The following is a 17,560-nucleotide window of genomic DNA, read 5'->3' on the forward strand; positions in this document are numbered from 1 at the left end:
GTGGTCGGTATCGAGGAGAAGGCCCCGGGCTTCGCCCTTGGCACCATCGGCGATCTCGTCGGGCTCGCCCGCAAGGCGTCCATGTGGCCCGTCACGATGGGCCTGGCGTGCTGCGCGATCGAGATGATGGCGACCGGCGGCGCCCGGTTCGACATCTCGCGGTTCGGCATGGAGGTGTTCCGCGCGTCCCCCCGGCACGCCGACCTGATGATCGTCTCGGGCCGGCTGTCGCAGAAGATGGCGCCCGTCGTGCGCCAGGTCTACGACCAGATGTCGGACCCGAAGTGGGTCATCTCGATGGGCGCGTGCGCCTCGAGCGGCGGCATGTTCAACAACTACGCGATCGTGCAGGGCTGCGACCACATCGTGCCGGTCGACATCTACCTGCCCGGCTGCCCGCCGCGTCCGGAGATGCTGCTGCACGCGATCCTCGAGCTGCACAAGCAGGTCCAGTCCACGCCGCTCGGCCTCAACCGGGAGAAGGCTGCCCGCGCCGCGGAGGCGGCCGCGCTCGCCGCGGTCCCGACGCACGCGCAGAAGGGGCTGCTGGCATGACGACGCCGGTCCCCGCGGGCGCGCCGGACCCGGCGGGTCGGCGCGAGCTCGGCCTGCGCGACGGCGGCCAGACGGTGGACGACCTCATCGCCCAGCGCCAAGGTCTGTTCGGCGTCGAGGGCACGGGTGACACGTCCGGCTTCGGCGGGCTGCGCACCGCCGTCGTGCTCTCCGTGCCGAGCGAGCGGCCCTACGGCGGCTGGTTCGACGAGGTCGTCGACATCCTCGCCGAGGTGCTCGAGGACGCCGGCATCGCCTTCGACGACGCTGTGCGCAAGGTCGTGGTGGACCGCGGCGAGCTCACGCTGGAGATCGCCCGCGAGCACCTCGTCACCGTCTGCCAGTCGCTGCGTGACGAGCAGGACCTCCGGTTCGAGCTCAGCCTCGGCGTGAGCGGCGTGCACTACCCGACCGACGCCGGCCGCGAGCTGCACGCGGTCTACCACCTGCGCTCGATCACCCACGGGCCGCGCTCGCTGCGCCTCGAGGTCGCGGTCCCCGACGCGGACCCGCACATCCCCTCGACCACCGCGGTGTACCCCACGCACGACTGGCACGAGCGCGAGACGTGGGACTTCTTCGGGATCGTCTTCGACGGTCACCCGGCCCTCGCCCGCATCGAGATGCCGGACGACTGGGTCGGCCACCCGCAGCGCAAGGACTACCCGCTCGGCGGGATCCCGGTGGAGTACAAGGGCGCCACGGTGCCCCCGGCGGACGAGCGGAGGACCTACCGATGAGCACCACCGACCGGGTCGACTCCCGCCGGGAGTCCACGTTCTCCTTCGCCGGCGAGGAGGAGGACCTCGACGGCGCCGCCGTCTTCACCGCGCACGGCGGGGACTGGCAGAGCATCGCCGAGGAGGCCGCGCGCCTGGGCGAGGAGCGCATCGTCGTCAACATGGGTCCGCAGCACCCGTCCACGCACGGCGTGCTGCGTCTCGTCATCGAGATCGACGGCGAGACGGTCCGGGAGGTGCGGGTCGGCATCGGCTACCTGCACACCGGCATCGAGAAGAACATGGAGTTCCGCACCTGGACCCAGGGCGTGACCTTCTGCACCCGGATGGACTACGTCGCCCCCTTCTTCCAGGAGGTCGCGTACTGCCTCGGCGTCGAGCAGCTGCTCGGGGTCGAGGTCCCCGAGCGGGCCACGCTCGTGCGGGTCCTGCTGATGGAGCTCCAGCGCGCCGCGTCCCACCTCGTCGCGATCGCGACCGGCGGCAACGAGCTCGGCGCCACCACGATCATGATCGAGGGCTTCCAGGCGCGCGAGGAGATCCTCAAGATCTTCGAGCTCGTCTCGGGCCTGCGGATGAACCACGCGTACGTCCGCCCGGGCGGCCTGGCCCAGGACATCCCGCCGGGCACCACGGCGGCGATCCGGGACATGCTGCCCCGGCTGCGCAAGCACGTGAAGCACCTGCACATGCTCATCGACGCCAACCCGATCTTCCACGGGCGCGCCAAGGGCGTGGGCTACCTGCCGCTCTCGACCGCGCTCGCGCTCGGAGTGACCGGTCCGATCCTGCGCTCGGCGGGCCTGCCGTTCGACCTGCGCAAGGACGACCCGTACTGCGGCTACGAGACGTACGAGTTCGACGTGCCGACCTCCACCGACGCCGACGCGTTCGCCCGGGTCATGCTGCGGTTCGACGAGATCGACGAGTCGCTGCGGATCGTCGAGCAGGTGATCAGCCGCCTGGACGCCCAGGACCGCGCCGGCGGGTCGCACCCCGTGATGGTCGCGGACCCCTCGATCGCGTGGCCGGCGCAGCTGGCCATCGGGCCCGACGGGCAGGGCAACTCCGCGGCGCACATCCGCGAGATCATGGGCCACTCGATGGAGTCGCTCATCCACCACTTCAAGCTGGTGACGGAGGGCTTCCGGGTCCCCGCGGGCCAGGTCTTCAGCCAGATCGAGCACGCCAAGGGCGTCATCGGCGCGCACCTCGTGTCCGACGGCGGCACGCGCCCCTACCGCGCGCACTTCCGTGATCCCTCGTTCACCAACCTGCAGGCCCTGGCCGCGATGTGCGAGGGCGCGCAGATCGCCGACGTCGTGGTCGCCGTCGCCTCGATCGACCCCGTGCTGGGAGGTGTGGACCGATGACCGAGCTCTCGACCCAGCCGGAGGCGCCGACCCCGACGCAGACCTACGGCTACCCCGAGGACGTCGCGGCGCAGCTGCGCGCGGACGCGGCCACGATCATCGCGCGCTACCCGGACCCGCGCAGCGCGCTCCTGCCGCTGCTGCACCTCGTGCAGTCCGTGGACGCGTTCGTCTCCCCGCGCGGCATCGCGCTGTGCGCCGAGCTGCTGGACCTCTCGCGGGCGGAGGTGTCCGCCGTCGCGACGTTCTACTCCCAGTACAAGCGCAAGCCGAACGGCCGGTACACCGTCGGCGTGTGCACGAACACGCTGTGCGCGGTCATGGGCGGCGACGCCGTGTACGACGCGGTGAGCGAGCACCTCGGGATCGGCAACGACGAGACCACGCCCGACGGCGCCATCACCCTCGAGCGCATCGAGTGCAACGCGGCGTGCGACTACGCGCCCGTCGTGATGGTGAACTGGGAGTTCTTCGACAACGTCACGCCCGAGCGCGCGACGTCGCTCGTGGCCGACCTCGCCGCGGGCATCCCGGTCACCTCCTCGCGCGGCCCCGTGGTCCAGGACTTCCGCGCCGTCTCGCGCGTCCTGGCCGGGTTCGAGGACGGCCTCGTCGACGAGGGCGGCGCCGGCGGCGACGCGACGCTCGTCGGCCTGCGGATCGCGCGCGAGCACGGCTGGCAGGCGCCGGCGTTCCCCGGCGACGAGGGCGCCTCGGGCGAGCACCAGACCGACGAGCCCGACGGCGAGCACCAGCCCGCGCAGACCGGCGCCGATGGCGCCACGGCAGCAGGCACCGAGCCCACCGGTGAGCCGACCACCTCGGAGCCGACCACCGACGCCGGCGCCGTCCCCGGCGCCGCCGAGGGCGCGGCCGCGGTCGGCGAGGAGCAGTCCAGCGCCGAGCACGCCGGCCCGATCGGCGAGGCCGAGGCGACCGGCGAGCACGAGCAGACCAAGCAGCGCACCGAGTCCGGCGAGAAGGGGGCCCAGTCATGACCGACACGCTCACCCCGGTCCTCAGCGACATCTGGGACGCCGACCGGTCGTGGACGCTGGCCACCTACCGCGAGCACGGCGGCTACCGCGCGCTCGCCCGGGCCCGCGAGCTGGCGCCTGCCGACCTCGTCGAGCTCGTCAAGGCGTCCGGCCTGCGTGGCCGCGGTGGCGCAGGCTTCCCGACCGGCCTCAAGTGGAGCTTCCTGCCGCCGCCGGACGGCGGACCGCGCTACCTCGTGGTGAACGCGGACGAGTCCGAGCCGGGCACGTGCAAGGACGTCCCCGTCATGCTCGCGAACCCGCACGTGCTCATCGAGGGCGTCGCGATCACGAGCGCAGCGATCGGCTGCGAGCACGCCTTCATCTACCTGCGCGGCGAGGTCGTGCACGTCTACCGCCGGCTGCTCGCGGCGGTGCGCGAGGCCGAGGAGGCGGGCCTGCTCCAGGGCCTGCGGATCACGGTGCACGCAGGTGCGGGCGCCTACATCTGCGGTGAGGAGACGGCGCTGCTGGACTCCCTCGAGGGTCGGCGCGGGCAGCCGCGGCTCAAGCCGCCGTTCCCCGCCGTCGCGGGCCTGTACGCGCGCCCGACGGTGGTCAACAACGTGGAGTCGATCGCGTCCGTGCCCGGGATCGTGCTCGGCGGCGCCGAGTGGTTCACCGGACTCGGCACGCCGAAGAGCGCCGGACACGGCCTGTTCTCGCTCTCGGGCCACGTGCGCCGGCCGGGCCAGTACGAGGCGCCGCTCGGCATCACGCTGCGTGAGCTGCTCGAGCTGGCCGGTGGGATCCGCGAGGGACACCGCCTGAAGTTCTGGACCCCGGGCGGGTCCTCCACGCCGATCCTCACCGACGCCCACCTCGACATCCCCCTGGACTACGAGGGCGTCGCCGGTGCGGGCTCGATGCTCGGCACCCGCGCGCTGCAGATCTTCGACGAGACCGTCTCGGTCGTGCGCGCCGTGAGCCGCTGGATCGACTTCTACAAGCACGAGTCCTGCGGCAAGTGCACCCCCTGCCGCGAGGGCACGTACTGGCTCCAGCAGGTGATGCACCGGCTCGAGGAGGGCAGGGGCACGCCCGAGGACATCCGCACGCTCGAGGACGTGGCCGGCAACATCCTCGGCCGCAGCTTCTGCGCGCTGGGCGACGCTGCCGCCACCCCGGTGCAGAGCGGACTGGAGCACTTCCGCGAGGAGTTCGAGGCGGGCTGCCACACGCCCGCCCGCGACCTCTTCCCGTACGAGGCCTCCGCGCTGGCGACTGCGGGCACCGCGTCGGCACGCGGCGGCAGGGAGGTCACGGCATGACGACCACACAGCCGGCCCCGACCGGGCAGGTCGTGCCGCTCGTCGAGGTCACGATCGACGGCGTGCGCACCGAGGTGCCCAAGGGCACCCTGGTCATCCGCGCGGCCGAGGACATCGGGATCGCCATCCCGCGGTTCTGCGACCACCCGCTGCTCAAGCCCGCCGGGGCGTGCCGCCAGTGCCTCGTGGAGGTGGCCACGCCGGACCGCGAGGGCACGCTGCGCACGATGCCGAAGCCGCAGGCCTCGTGCACGCTCGAGGTCAGCCCCGGCATGGTGGTGAGCACGCAACTCACGAGCGAGGTCGCCGACAAGGCCCAGCACGGGGTGATGGAGTTCCTCCTCATCAACCACCCGCTGGACTGCCCGATCTGCGACAAGGGCGGGGAGTGCCCGCTGCAGAACCAGGCGATGGCGCACGGCCGCGCCACCACCCGGTTCGTCGACGTCAAGCGGACCTACCCCAAGCCCCTCGCGATCTCGACCCAGATCCTCCTGGACCGCGAGCGCTGCATCCTGTGCCAGCGCTGCACTCGGTTCTCCGACGAGATCGCCGGCGACCCGTTCATCGAGCTGCAGATGCGCGGCGCGCGTCAGCAGATCGGCACGTTCGACTCCGGCGTCCTCGGCTTCGCCGGCGACGCCCCCGTGGGCGCGGCCGAGCTCGACGACTCCGGGCGCCCGTTCGCGTCGTACTTCTCGGGCAACACGATCCAGATCTGCCCCGTCGGCGCGCTCACGTCGGCCGCGTACCGCTTCCGGGCGCGCCCGTTCGACCTCGTCTCGGTGCCCTCGATCGCCGAGCACGACGCGTGCGGCGCCGCGATCCGCATCGACCACCGCCGCGGCGTGGTCCTGCGCCGCCTGGCCGGGGACGACCCGGCGGTGAACGAGGAGTGGATCAGCGACAAGGACCGGTTCGCCTTCCGCTGGCAGGTCGCCGCGGACCGCCTCGTCGCACCGCTCGTGCGCGACGGCGAGGACGGCTCCGGCCCGCTCGTCGAGACGAGCTGGGCGGACGCCCTCGACGTCGCCGCGACCCTCCTGGCGCAGCGCCGTGGGTCCCTGGCGGCCCTGCCGGGCGGACGCGGCACGCTCGAGGACGCGCTCGCGTGGAGCGCGTTCACCCGGGTCGTGCTCGGGACGAACGACGTCGACTTCCGCTCCCGCGCCTACGGCGGCGCGGAGGAGGCCGACCACCTGGCCGCGCGCGTCGCGGGTTCGGGCCTCGACGTGACGTACGCCGACCTCGACGGCGCCGACGTGCTGCTCGCGGGCCTGGAGCCCGAGGAGGAGGCCGCGACGATCTTCCTGCGGCTGCGCAAGGGCGTGCTCGCCGCGCGGACCCACGTCACTGTCCTCGGGCCGTACCTCACGCGCGGGTCGGCGAAGCTCCGGGCGACGCTGCTGCCCGCCGCGCCCGGGACCGAGGCCGAGGTGCTCGAGGCGACCGACACGTTCGGCGCGTCCGACGGCGACCGACCCCGCATCGTGCTCGTGGGGGAGCGGCTCGCCGCCGCCCCCGGTGGGCTGACCGCGGCGGCCGCGCTCGCCGAGCGCACCGGAGCCCGGCTGGCCTGGGTGCCGCGTCGCGCCGGCGATCGTGCCGCCGTCGAGGCCGGCCTGCTTCCGATCCTGCTCCCGGGCGGTCGGCCCGTCGCCGACGAGTCCGCGCGCGCCGAGGTCGCCGCCGCCTGGGGCGTCACGCCCCCGGCCGCCCCCGGCCGCGACCTCGCGGGCATCCTCGACGCGCTGCGCGCGGGCGAGCTCGCGGGCGTCGTCGTCGGCGGGGTCGAGCTCGAGGACCTGCCCGACCCGGCTGCCGCGCTCGCCGCCCTCGAGGCGGTCCGCGCCGCAGGCGGCGTGGTCGTCTCGCTGGAGGTGCGCCGCTCCGCGATCACCGAGCTCGCCGACGTCGTGCTCCCGGTGGCGCCGCCGGCCGAGAAGGCGGGCACGTTCCTCACGTGGGAGGGTCGTCCGCGCGCGTTCGCGGCGGTGTTCGACACGGCCGCGCTCGGTGACGCCGCGGTGCTCGGGCTGCTCGCCGAGGAGATCGGCACGCCGCTGCCGGACGCCTCGATGCCCGCCTGGCGCGGACAGCGCGTGGCGGCGGCTCGGCTCGACGCGCCGGCCCCGCCGGAGCCCGGCCCCGGGCAGGCCGTGCTGGCCACCTGGCGGCTGCTCCTGGACGCCGGCCGCGGGCAGGACGACGAGCCGCACCTGGCCGGGACCGCGCGCCGCGCCGTCGCGCTCATGGCGGAGTCCACCGCACGCGGGCTCGGGCTGCAGGGCGCCGCCGAGGTCACGGTCCGCGGGCCGCGCGGCAGCGTCACGCTCCCGCTCGTGCTCGCCGGTGTGGTCGACGGCGTGGTCTGGCTGCCGTTCAGTCCGCGGGAGCGGGCCGGGGCGGCCGCGCTGGGCGCGCAGTCCGGGGACATCGTGGAGGTGACGGCATGAACCACCAGGTGGTAGCCGACTTCAGCAACGACACGTGGTGGATCTGGGTCATCAAGGCCGTCGCCATCATCGTGTTCCTCCTGCTCAACGTCCTCATCGCGATCTGGGCCGAGCGCCGGATCCTGGGCCGGATGCAAATCCGGCCCGGACCCAACGTGCACGGTCCGCTCGGGCTGTTCCAGTCCCTCGCCGACGCCATGAAGCTCCTCCTCAAGGAGGACATGACGGTCAAGGCCGCGGACAAGTTCGTCTACGTGCTCGCGCCGCTCATCACGGTGTTCGCCTCGTTGCTCGTGTTCGCCGTCATCCCGTTCGGGCCCGAGGTGAGCATGTTCGGGGTGGTCACCCCGCTGCAGCTCACGGACACCCCCGTGGCCGTGCTCTACGTGCTCGCGGTGACCTCGTTCGGCGTGTACGGCATCATGCTCGGCGGCTGGGCGTCCGGCTCGACCTACCCGCTGCTCGGGTCGGTCCGCGGCACCGCGCAGGTGATCTCCTACGAGCTCGCGATGGGCCTCTCGCTCGTCAGCGTCTTCGTGGTGTCCGGCTCGATGTCCACCTCGGCGATCGTGGCGGCCCAGGCGCCGTTCTGGTGGTGCCTCGCGCTGCTGCCCGCGTTCCTCGTCTACGTCGTCTCGATGGTGGGGGAGACCAACCGCCTGCCGTTCGACCTTCCCGAGGCCGAGGGCGAGCTCGTGGCCGGCCACATGACCGAGTACTCCTCGATGAAGTTCGCGTGGTTCTTCCTCGCGGAGTACATCAACATGTTCAACGTCTCGGCGGTCGCGACAACGCTGTTCCTCGGCGGCTGGCGTGCCCCGTGGCCCATCTCGGCCATCGGCGACGGCATGTTCAACGAGGGTTGGTGGCCGTTCCTGTGGTTCTTCCTCAAGATGTGGTCGCTGATGTTCTTCTTCTTCTGGGTCCGCGGCACGCTGCTGCGGTTCCGGTACGACCAGTTCATGAACATCGGCTGGAAGATCCTCATCCCCACCGCGCTCGTCTGGCTCGTCGCCGTGATCGGGGTGCAGTCGGTGCGCCAGTTCGCCGAGGTCGACCTGCGCCAGATGCTGATCTGGATCGGGATACCGCTCGCGGTGCTGCTGTTAGCGCTCGTGTTCTGGCCCGAGAAGAAGAAGCCCGAGCCGGTCGCGGCAGGGCCGGTGGTGTTCGACCCGATGGCGGACGGCTTCCCCGTCCCGCCGCTGCCCGGCCAGCAGCTGCCGCCCGCCCCGCGTCGGCGCACCGTGTCCGCGGGGTCGGTGGTGGCCGGCGCGACGGCCGGACCCGAGACGAAGGAGACCGGCGATGAGTGAGTCGAGCGAGCGCGCGGGCGGGCAGCCCGAGGAGAAGCGCCGCGGGCTCGGCGGCGCGATCGGCGACCTGCTCGCCCCCGTGGCCGGGTTCGGTGTGACCTTCTCGAACATGTTCCGGCCGACGGTCACGGAGCAGTACCCATACGTGAGGCACCCCACGGCGCCGCGCTACCACGGCCGCCACCAGCTCAACCGCTACCCCGACGGGCTCGAGAAGTGCATCGGGTGCGAGCTGTGCGCGTGGGCGTGCCCTGCGGATGCGATCTTCGTCGAGGGCGCGGACAACACCCCGGAGAATCAGCACTCCCCGGGCGAGCGGTACGGCGCCGTCTACCAGATCAACTACCTGCGATGCATCTTCTGCGGGCTGTGCATCGAGGCGTGCCCGACGCGTGCGCTCACGATGGGCAACGACTTCGAGCTCGCCGGACCCACGCGCGAGGGGCTCATCTTCACCAAGGAGGAGCTGCTCGCACCGCTGACCCAGGGCATGCTCGGCGTGCCGCACCCGATGGTCGAGGGCACCACGGACCGCGACTACTACCGCGGCGAGGTCACCGGCCCGACGGCGGACCAGATCGCCTGGGTGGAGCGCGAGCGTCCCGAGGACCCCACGCTCGAGGGTGCGCGTCAGGCCGCCGCGACGAAGGCGGTGCGCTGATGGACACCGCCGTCGGGACCGGCGCGGAGGCGGTCATCTTCTGGGTGATCGGCCCGCTCATGGTGATAGCCGCGCTCGCGCTGCTGTTCGCGCGCAAGCCCGTGCACGCCGCGGTCGGCCTGATCTTCGTGATGATCGGCATGGCGTTCCTGTACACCACGCTCGAGGCGCCGTTCCTCGGCGTCGCCCAGGTGGTCGTCTACACCGGCGCGATCATGATCCTGTTCGTCTTCGTGCTCATGCTCGTCGGCGTCGACGCCGCGGACTCGGTGGCCGAGACGATCGCGGGTCAGCGCGCGATCGCGGTGCTGCTCGCCGTCGGCCTCGCCGCGGTGCTCATCGGCGTGATCGTCACCGCGACGCTGCCGACCGCCGTCGGGCTCACCGACGCCAACGCCGGGACGAACCCCGTGGGCGTCGCGCACGAGATCTTCGGAAAGACCGTGTTCGCGCTCGAGCTGGTCGGCGTGCTGCTCGTGATCGCCGCGCTCGGCGCGATCACGCTCACGCACAAGGAGGCGCTCTCGCCCGCGCGGAACCAGCAGGCCGCCGTGCGGCTGCGCCAGCGCGCCTACGCCCGCGGCGAGGGCTCCCAGGTGCTCACGCCGCTGCCCGCGCCCGGCGTGTACGCCACGCACAACGCGGCCGACGTGCCCGCGCTGGACCCGCAGGGCAACCCCATCGACGTGTCCGTGCCGCGTGTGCTGCGCATCCGCGGCCAGGAGCTCGCGCCGAGCGCCGTCGACGGCCACGTCGCCGAGATCGCGCAGGGCGCCTACCTGCAGCCCCGGCCCACGTCGTTCGGCGAGCTCGCCGGCGAGTCGCAGGACCCGCCGACGCAGTCGACGGCGAGCGGCCCGGCCGCGGACAACCCGACGGCGGGCGGCCCGACGGCGAGCGACCCGACGTCGAGCGGCCCCACCGCGCACGAGACCACCCGCAACACGGCCGAGGAGACGCAGTCGTGACCCTCCTGCACTACCTGGTGCTGTCCGGGGTGCTCTTCACCATCGGCGCCGCGACCGTGCTCACCCGCCGCAACGCGATCCTCGCGTTCATGGGCGTGGAGCTCATGCTCAACTCCTGCAACCTGGCGCTCGTCACCTTCAGCCGAATCCACGGCACCCTCACCGGCCAGGTGATGGCCTTCTTCGTGATGGTGGTGGCCGCGGCCGAGGTCGTCGTGGGCCTCGCGATCATCGTGTCGATCTACCGCGCGCGTCGGACGGTGTCCGTCGACGAGCCGAGCCTGCTGAAGAACTGAGGGACCGATGATCGACTACTCCTGGCTCCTCGTCGCCATCCCGCTGGCGTCGGCGGCGCTGCTGCTCCTCCTCGGCCGCCGGGCCGACGCCTGGGGCCACCTCCTGGGCGTGCTCGCCGCGGCAGGCGCGTTCGTCGTCGGGCTGCTCGTGTTCCTCGAGGTGATGGGGCAGCCGTCCGAGGACCGCATCCACGACGTCTTCCTCTACTCGTGGATCCCCGCGGGCGACCTGCACATCGACGCCGGGCTGCGGATCGACCCGCTCTCGCTCACGTTCGTCCTGCTCATCACGTTCGTCGGGACGCTCATCCACATCTACTCGATCGGCTACATGGCGCACGACGCCGCGCGCCGCCGGTTCTTCGCCTACCTCAACCTGTTCGTCGCGGCCATGCTCCTGCTGGTGCTCGCGGACTCCTACGCCCTGCTGTTCGTCGGGTGGGAGGGCGTGGGTCTCGCGTCCTACCTGCTCATCGGGTTCTGGAACCACAACCTCGAGTACGCGGTCGCGGCCAAGAAGGCGTTCGTGATGAACCGCGTCGGCGACATGGGGCTCATCATCGCGATGGGTCTGCTGTTCGCCGCGATCGGCTCGGTCTCGTTCACCGACGTCGACGCCGCCGTCACGGCCGGCGCGCTCTCGACCGCGCAGGTCACCGCCGTCGGCCTGATGCTCCTGCTCGGCGCCGTCGGCAAGTCCGCCCAGTTCCCGCTGCAGGCCTGGCTCGGGGACGCGATGGCAGGCCCGACGCCGGTCTCGGCGCTCATCCACGCCGCCACGATGGTCACCGCGGGCGTGTACCTCGTGGTCCGCTCGCGCCTCATCTTCGAGGCGTCCCCGACGGCGCAGCTCGTCGTCGCGTGCATCGGCGCCTTCACCCTCCTGCTGGGGGCGGCGATCGCGTGCGCCAAGGACGACATCAAGAAGTCGCTCGCGGGCTCGACGATGTCGCAGATCGGCTACATGGTGCTCGCCGCCGGCCTCGGCCCGATCGGCTACGCGTTCGCGATCTTCCACCTCGTCACGCACGGCTTCTTCAAGGCCGGCCTGTTCCTCGGCGCCGGTTCGGTGATGCACGCGAACGGCGACTCCACCGACATGCGCACCTACGGCGCGCTGCGCAAGGTCATGCTCGTCACCTGGCTCACCTTCGGTGCGTGCTGGCTCGCCATCATGGGCGTCCCGCCCTTCTCCGGCTTCTACTCCAAGGACAAGATCATCGAGTCCGCGTTCGTCGGCGAGGGCTGGCAGCCGTGGGTGTTCGGTGGCGCCGCACTCATCGGCGCCGGCGTGACCGCCTTCTACATGTCCCGGATGTTCTTCCTCACCTTCCACGGCAAGGCCCGCTGGGTCGAGGCCGGTGCCACGGTGGCGCCGGACGACCCCCGGCCGGTGCGACACCCGCACGAGTCGCCGCTCGTCATGACCGTCCCGATCATCGTCCTGGCGATCGGCGCCCTCGGGCTGGGCTTCGTGCTCACGCTCGGGAACGGGATTACGGGCTGGCTGGAGCCGGTCACCGGGCACGCCGAGCACCACGAGCCCGTCCTGTCGGTGCCGGTGATCACCGTGACGACGCTCGTGCTCGTCGCGCTCGGCATCGCGCTGGCCTGGCGCCAGTACGGCATGAGCCCGGTCCCGCTCACGGCGCCGACCGGTTCGGCGCTCACGCGCGCCGCGCGGCGGGACTTCTACGCCGACGACGTCAATGAGGGGCTCGTCATGCGCCCCGGCCAGCACCTCACGCGCACGCTCGTCTACGCGGACACCGCGGTGGTCGACGGCGCGGTACGCGGCACCGCCTCGGGTGCGGTGGGCCTGGGGCAGCTGGCGCGGAAGCTGCAGAACGGGTACGTGCGCAGCTACGCCGCGATGATCCTGGCCGGCGTGGTCCTCGCCGGCATCGTCCTGCACCTCGTCCGGATGTGAGAGGAGGAGACACCATGAACTCGCTGCCCTGGATCACCGTCCTGATCGTGCTCCCCCTCCTGGCCGCCGCTGTGCTCTGGCTCGTCCCCGGACTGCACCGCGTCGCCCGGCCCTACGGCCTCGTCGTGTCCCTCGTGACGCTCGGCCTCGCCGTCGCCATGGCGACGGGCTTCGACACCGGCACCGCCGGCTACCAGCTCACCGAGACCCACGCGTGGATCCCCGCGCTCGGGGTGAGCTACGCCGTCGGGCTCAACGGGCTCGGCCTCGTGATGGTGCTGCTCGCCGTCGGGCTCGTGCCCGTGGTGCTCGCCGCGGACTGGCACGCGGCCGACGACCCCGCCGAGCGGGAGGACGAGGACGCCGCGTACGTCGCGCGGCGACGGGCCACCTTCGTGGCGCTCGTCCTCGCGCTCACCTCGCTCATGGTCGCGGTGTTCGCGGCGCGCGACCTGTTCCTGTTCTACGTCGTGTTCGAGGTCATGCTGCTCCCGGTCTACTTCCTCATCGGGATGTTCGGCGGGCCGCAGCGGCGCGCGGCCGCCGTGAAGTTCCTGCTGTACTCCCTCGCCGGCGGGCTCGTGATGCTGGCCGGCGTCGTCGTGACCTACCTGCACGGGCCGCGCGGGGACCAGGGCTTCCTCCTGGACTCCCTTGCCGGTGCGGTGACGGACCCGGTGACGCAGCGCTGGCTGTTCGCGGCGTTCTTCATCGCGTTCGCGGTCAAGGCGCCGATGTGGCCGGTGCACACCTGGCTGCCGGACGCCACCGCACAGGGCACGCCCGGCACCTCCACGCTGCTGGTCGGCGTGCTGGACAAGGTCGGCACGTTCGGGATGCTCGCGCTGTGCCTGCCGCTGTTCCCGGACGCGGCCCGCTGGGCGGCGCCGGGGATCGTGGTCCTCGCGATCGTCTCGCTGCTCTACGGCGCGCTGGTCGCGATGGGCCAGCAGGACCTCATGCGGTTCGTGGCGTTCACGTCGGTGTCCCACTTCGGGTTCATCGTGCTCGGCATCTTCGTCGGCTCGCAGGTCGCCATGACGGGCGCGATGTTCTACATGGTCGCCCACGGCCTGTCGATCGCCGGCCTGTTCCTGCTCGCCGGGTACCTCGAGCGGCGCGGCGGCTCGCGGCGCATCGACGCCTACGGCGGCATGCAGCGCCTCACCCCGGTGCTGGCCGGCCTCTTCCTCGTCGCGGGCCTCGCGTCGATCGCCCTGCCGGGCCTGTCCGGGTTCATCGGGGAGTACCTCGTGCTGCTCGGGAGCTTCCAGTCCTCGATCCCGGCCGCCGTCGTGGCCACGCTCGGCGTGGTGCTCGCGGCGCTCTACTTCCTGCTGGTCTACCAGCGGGTGTTCACCGGTGAGCCGCGAGACTCCCTGCGCGAGGCACGCGACGCGGGCACGCTGCGCGACCTCTCGGCGCGCGAGCGCTGGACGATGGTCCCCGTCGTGGTCGCGATGGTGGTCCTCGGCGTGCTGCCCGGGCCGGTCCTCGACCTGCTCACCCCGATCTCGCAGGTGCTCGCCATGGGAGGCGTCCAGTGACCACGTTCGTCGCCCCCGTCATCGACTGGGCCGCGCTGTCCGCGATTCTCGTCATCGCAGGCACCGGCATCGTCGGGGTGCTCGTCGCCGCGTTCGTCCCGGCCTCCTCGCGCCGCACCGTCCAGGTCGTGCTCGCCCTCGTCGCACCGCTGGCGGCGCTCGCCGTCGTCGCGTGGCGCTGGAGCGTCGTGGTCGGCGGCGGCGAGAGCACGCTCGTGGCCGGCCAGCTCGCCGAGGACGGCCCCGCGCTGGCGGCGCAGGCGACCATCCTGATCTTCGCCGTCGTGGGCTTCGCGGTGATGGCCTCACGCCTGCCGAACGGCGAGGAGGCGTTCGCGCCGCAGGGCGCGGCCGCGCCCGGCTCGGCGTACGAGGAGGCCGCCCGCAAGGCGGGCCTGGAGCAGACCGAGGTCTTCCCGCTCGCGCTGCTCAGCCTCGCCGGGATGCTCGTGTTCCCGATGGCGAACGACCTGCTCGTCATGTTCGTGGCGCTCGAGGTGCTCTCGCTGCCGCTGTACGTCCTGTCGGCCATGGCGCGCCGCCGGCGCGTGCTCTCGCACGAGGCCGCGCTGAAGTACTTCCTGCTCGGGGCGTTCTCCTCGGCGCTGTTCCTGTTCGGCGTCGCGCTGCTGTTCGGGTTCTCCGGCTCGATCTCCCTGCCGGACCTCGGCACCGCCGCGGCCACCACGGTCGGGATGGACGGCATGGCCGTCGTCGGCTTCGTGCTCGTCCTCACCGGCCTGCTGTTCAAGGTGGGCGCGGTGCCGTTCCACGCGTGGGTCCCGGACGTCTACCAGGGCGCCCCGACCCCCGTGACCGGCTTCATGGCCGCCGCGACCAAGACGGCCGCGTTCGCCGCGATCCTGCGGCTGCTCTACGTGGCCGCGCCCGGCTTCGGCTGGGACGTCGAGCCCGTGCTCTGGGCCGTCGCGATCGCCTCGATGCTGCTGGGCACCGTGGCCGCGATCGTCCAGACCGACATCAAGCGCACGCTCGCGTACTCCTCGGTGGCACACGCCGGGTTCGCGCTGGTGGCGATCGTGTCGCTGTCGGAGCAGGGCCCGTCCGCCCTGCTGTTCTACCTGCTCGCGTACGGCCTCGCGACCGTCGGCGCGTTCGCCGTCGTGACCCTGGTGCGCGAGCGGGACGCCGACGGCAACGTCACGGGCGAGGCGACGCACCTGTCGCAGTGGGCCGGCCTCGGCCGGCGCCACCCCGTGCTCGCGGCCACCATGACGCTCTTCCTGCTCTCCTTCGCCGGCATCCCGCTCACCGCGGGCTTCGTGGGCAAGTTCGTCGCGTTCGTGGCGGCCGCCGACGGCGGAGCCTGGCCGCTCGTGGTCATCGCCGTGATCGCGTCGGCCGCGGCCGCGTTCTTCTACGTCCGCATCATCGTGCTCATGTACTTCAGCCGGCCGGAGGAGTCCGAGCGCCCCGGCGCCGACGCCGTCGAGCCCGGCGCGCTCACCCGCGCCTCGCTCGTGCTCTGCGCGCTCGGGACCCTCGTGCTGGGGGTCTGGCCGACCCCGGTGCTCGACCTGCTCGCGCAGGCGGCTAAGTTCGTCGTGTGAGTCGCCCTGTGAGTGCTGCACCCCTGCCGGTCAGCGACGCGCGCCTCGAGGAGGCGCTGGTCACCGGACTGGCCGAGATCGAGCGGCGCCTCGACCTCGCGGTGCGGCGCACCAGCGTGCTCGAGGACGCGCCGTCGCGGCACCTGCTCGTGGCCGGCGGCAAGCGGATGCGGCCCGCCCTCGCGCTGCTGGCCGCGCAGCTCGGCACCGGCACGTCGGAGGAGGTGCTCGAGGCCGCGGTCGGCGTCGAGCTCACCCACCTCGCCTCGCTCTACCACGACGACGTCATGGACTCCGCGCCCACCCGGCGCGGGGCGCCGAGCGCGCACGAGGTGTGGGGCAACTCGGTGGCCATCCTCGCGGGGGACCTGCTCTTCGCGCGCGCCTCGCAGACCGTGGCCGGGCTCGGGCCCGAGGCCGTGCGGATCCAGGCCGAGACGTTCGAGCGGCTGTGCGTGGGCCAGCTGCACGAGACCCTCGGGCCGCGCGACGGCGAGGACCCCGTCGCGCACCACCTCGGCGTGCTCGCGGGCAAGACCGGCTCGCTCATCGCCGCGTCCGCGCACTACGGCGCGCTGTTCGCGGGCCTCACGGGGGCGCAGCTGACCGCCGTGGTCGAGTACGGCGAGCGGGTCGGCATCGCGTTCCAGCTCGCCGACGACGTCCTCGACCTCACCTCCAGCGCCGAGGTGCTCGGCAAGGTGCCCGGCACCGACCTGCGCGAGGGCGTCCCCACGATGCCCGTGCTGCTGCTGCGCCGCGCCGTCGAGGCGGGCGAGTCCGACGCGGCGGGCGCCGCGATCGTGACCGCGCTCGACGGCGACCTCGCCTCGCCCGACGCGCTCGCCGACGTCGTGGCCGCCCTGCGCGCGCACCCCGTCATGGCGCAGGCGCGGGACATGGCGCGCGCCTGGTCGCAGGACGCCGTGCGCCACCTCGACGTGCTCCCGGACTCCCCGGCGCGGGACGCGCTGCGCGAGTTCGCGGACGTCGTGGTCGAGCGCCTGGCCTGAGCCGGTCGTGGCCCGGGCGCCCGACGGCGAGCCCGACGTCGGCCCCGACCCCGCCCTCGCGGCCCTCGTCACGGCCCTGCGCGGGGCCGGCTGCGTGTTCGCCGAGGAGGAGGCCGCCCTGCTGGCCGAGCTGCCGGCTCCCGAGCGAGCGGCGGCCCTGAGCCGCCGGGTCGCCGGTGAGCCGCTCGAGCACGTGCTCGGGTGGGCCGAGCTCGCGGGGGTGCGCGTCGCCGTCGGGCCCGGTGTGTTCGTGCCGCGGCGGCGGACCGAGGCCCTGGTCGCGCAGGCGCAGCGCCTGCTGACCCCCGACGGTGTGCTGCTGGACCTGTGCTGCGGCAGCGGCGCCGTGGCGCGCGTGCTCGCCGAGCGCTGCCGGCCCGCGCGCGTGCACGCGAGCGACGTGGACGCCGCCGCCGTCGCCGTGGCCGCGGTCAACCTCGCGGGCCTGGGCACGGTGAGCGTCGCGGACGTGGTCGACGGCGTGCCGCCCGACCTGCGCGGCACGGTCACGGTGCTCACGGCGAACGTCCCGTACGTGCCCACCCGCGAGCTCGACCTGCTCCCGCGCGACGTGCGCGAGCACGAGCCGCGGTTCACCCACGACGGCGGGGCGGACGGGCTCGACCTGCTGCGCCGCGTGCTGACGGCCGCGGTCACGTGGCTCGCCCCCGGCGGGGTCGCGCTGAGCGAGGTGGCCCCGCACCAGGTGGGCGCGGCGCTCGAGGCGGCTTACGCCGTCGGGCTCGTGCCGGGGTGCGCGGTGGACGACGAGCGCGACGTGGCCGTGCTGCTGGCGCGGCGGCCGGACGCCGACGCTCGCTGACTC

At 72.9% G+C, this 17,560-nt stretch carries 15 protein-coding genes; all 15 read left to right on the forward strand.

Features of this window, described 5'->3' with window-relative positions; translation table 11 throughout:
- The 15 genes from AC3AQ1_RS11845 to AC3AQ1_RS11915 are packed head-to-tail and all read left to right on the forward strand — an operon-like array spanning window position 1 to window position 17,557.
- Entirely contained in the window at window positions 1-555 is a 555-nt protein-coding gene (locus AC3AQ1_RS11845) for an NADH-quinone oxidoreductase subunit B (protein WP_108719135.1), read from the forward strand.
- Window positions 552-1,295 carry an NADH-quinone oxidoreductase subunit C gene (locus AC3AQ1_RS11850; protein WP_108719136.1) on the forward strand — a complete coding sequence of 248 codons (744 nt, stop codon included), beginning with the start codon at window positions 552-554 and terminating at the stop codon, window positions 1,293-1,295. The genes AC3AQ1_RS11845 and AC3AQ1_RS11850 overlap by 4 nt, the downstream gene beginning before the upstream one ends.
- Entirely contained in the window at window positions 1,292-2,668 is a 1,377-nt protein-coding gene (locus AC3AQ1_RS11855) for an NADH-quinone oxidoreductase subunit D (RefSeq protein WP_108719137.1), read from the forward strand. The genes AC3AQ1_RS11850 and AC3AQ1_RS11855 overlap by 4 nt, the downstream gene beginning before the upstream one ends.
- Window positions 2,665-3,666: an NADH-quinone oxidoreductase subunit NuoE gene (gene nuoE / locus AC3AQ1_RS11860; protein ID WP_108719138.1), complete on the forward strand. Its 1,002-nt coding sequence runs from the start codon at window positions 2,665-2,667 to the stop codon at window positions 3,664-3,666. Before AC3AQ1_RS11855 ends, nuoE begins: the two co-directional genes overlap by 4 nt.
- Entirely contained in the window at window positions 3,663-4,976 is a 1,314-nt protein-coding gene (gene nuoF / locus AC3AQ1_RS11865) for an NADH-quinone oxidoreductase subunit NuoF (RefSeq protein ID WP_108719139.1), read from the forward strand. The genes nuoE and nuoF overlap by 4 nt, the downstream gene beginning before the upstream one ends.
- Window positions 4,973-7,432: an NADH-quinone oxidoreductase subunit G gene (locus AC3AQ1_RS11870; protein WP_108719140.1), complete on the forward strand. Its 2,460-nt coding sequence runs from the start codon at window positions 4,973-4,975 to the stop codon at window positions 7,430-7,432. The genes nuoF and AC3AQ1_RS11870 overlap by 4 nt, the downstream gene beginning before the upstream one ends.
- Entirely contained in the window at window positions 7,429-8,748 is a 1,320-nt protein-coding gene (gene nuoH, locus AC3AQ1_RS11875; RefSeq protein ID WP_108719141.1) for an NADH-quinone oxidoreductase subunit NuoH, read from the forward strand. The genes AC3AQ1_RS11870 and nuoH overlap by 4 nt, the downstream gene beginning before the upstream one ends.
- Window positions 8,741-9,409: an NADH-quinone oxidoreductase subunit NuoI gene (gene nuoI / locus AC3AQ1_RS11880; protein WP_108719142.1), complete on the forward strand. Its 669-nt coding sequence runs from the start codon at window positions 8,741-8,743 to the stop codon at window positions 9,407-9,409. Before nuoH ends, nuoI begins: the two co-directional genes overlap by 8 nt.
- The gene (locus tag AC3AQ1_RS11885) at window positions 9,409-10,377 is read left to right on the forward strand and encodes an NADH-quinone oxidoreductase subunit J (RefSeq protein ID WP_108719143.1); all 969 of its coding nucleotides are present in this window, start codon (window positions 9,409-9,411) and stop codon (window positions 10,375-10,377) included. Before nuoI ends, AC3AQ1_RS11885 begins: the two co-directional genes overlap by 1 nt.
- On the forward strand, window positions 10,374-10,673 hold the full coding sequence (gene nuoK / locus AC3AQ1_RS11890; protein ID WP_108719144.1) for an NADH-quinone oxidoreductase subunit NuoK: 300 nt from the start codon (window positions 10,374-10,376) through the stop codon (window positions 10,671-10,673). The genes AC3AQ1_RS11885 and nuoK overlap by 4 nt, the downstream gene beginning before the upstream one ends.
- Before the next feature lie 7 nt (window positions 10,674-10,680).
- Window positions 10,681-12,603, forward strand: coding sequence for an NADH-quinone oxidoreductase subunit L (gene nuoL, locus AC3AQ1_RS11895; protein ID WP_108719145.1), 1,923 nt, complete (start codon window positions 10,681-10,683; stop codon window positions 12,601-12,603).
- A gap of 14 nt (window positions 12,604-12,617) precedes the next feature.
- Window positions 12,618-14,150 carry an NADH-quinone oxidoreductase subunit M gene (locus tag AC3AQ1_RS11900; protein WP_108719146.1) on the forward strand — a complete coding sequence of 511 codons (1,533 nt, stop codon included), beginning with the start codon at window positions 12,618-12,620 and terminating at the stop codon, window positions 14,148-14,150.
- A complete protein-coding gene (gene nuoN / locus AC3AQ1_RS11905; protein ID WP_108719147.1) occupies window positions 14,147-15,721 on the forward strand; it encodes an NADH-quinone oxidoreductase subunit NuoN in 1,575 nt (524 codons plus the stop codon). The genes AC3AQ1_RS11900 and nuoN overlap by 4 nt, the downstream gene beginning before the upstream one ends.
- Window positions 15,722-15,729: 8 nt before the next feature.
- Window positions 15,730-16,734: a polyprenyl synthetase family protein gene (locus tag AC3AQ1_RS11910; RefSeq protein ID WP_108719148.1), complete on the forward strand. Its 1,005-nt coding sequence runs from the start codon at window positions 15,730-15,732 to the stop codon at window positions 16,732-16,734.
- Window positions 16,735-16,741: 7 nt separating this feature from the next.
- Window positions 16,742-17,557, forward strand: a complete 816-nt coding sequence (locus AC3AQ1_RS11915; RefSeq protein WP_108719149.1) for a putative protein N(5)-glutamine methyltransferase — start codon at window positions 16,742-16,744, stop codon at window positions 17,555-17,557.
- The last annotated feature ends 3 nt before the right edge of the window (window positions 17,558-17,560 follow it).

The sequence above is a fragment of the Miniimonas sp. S16 genome, from assembly GCF_057748195.1.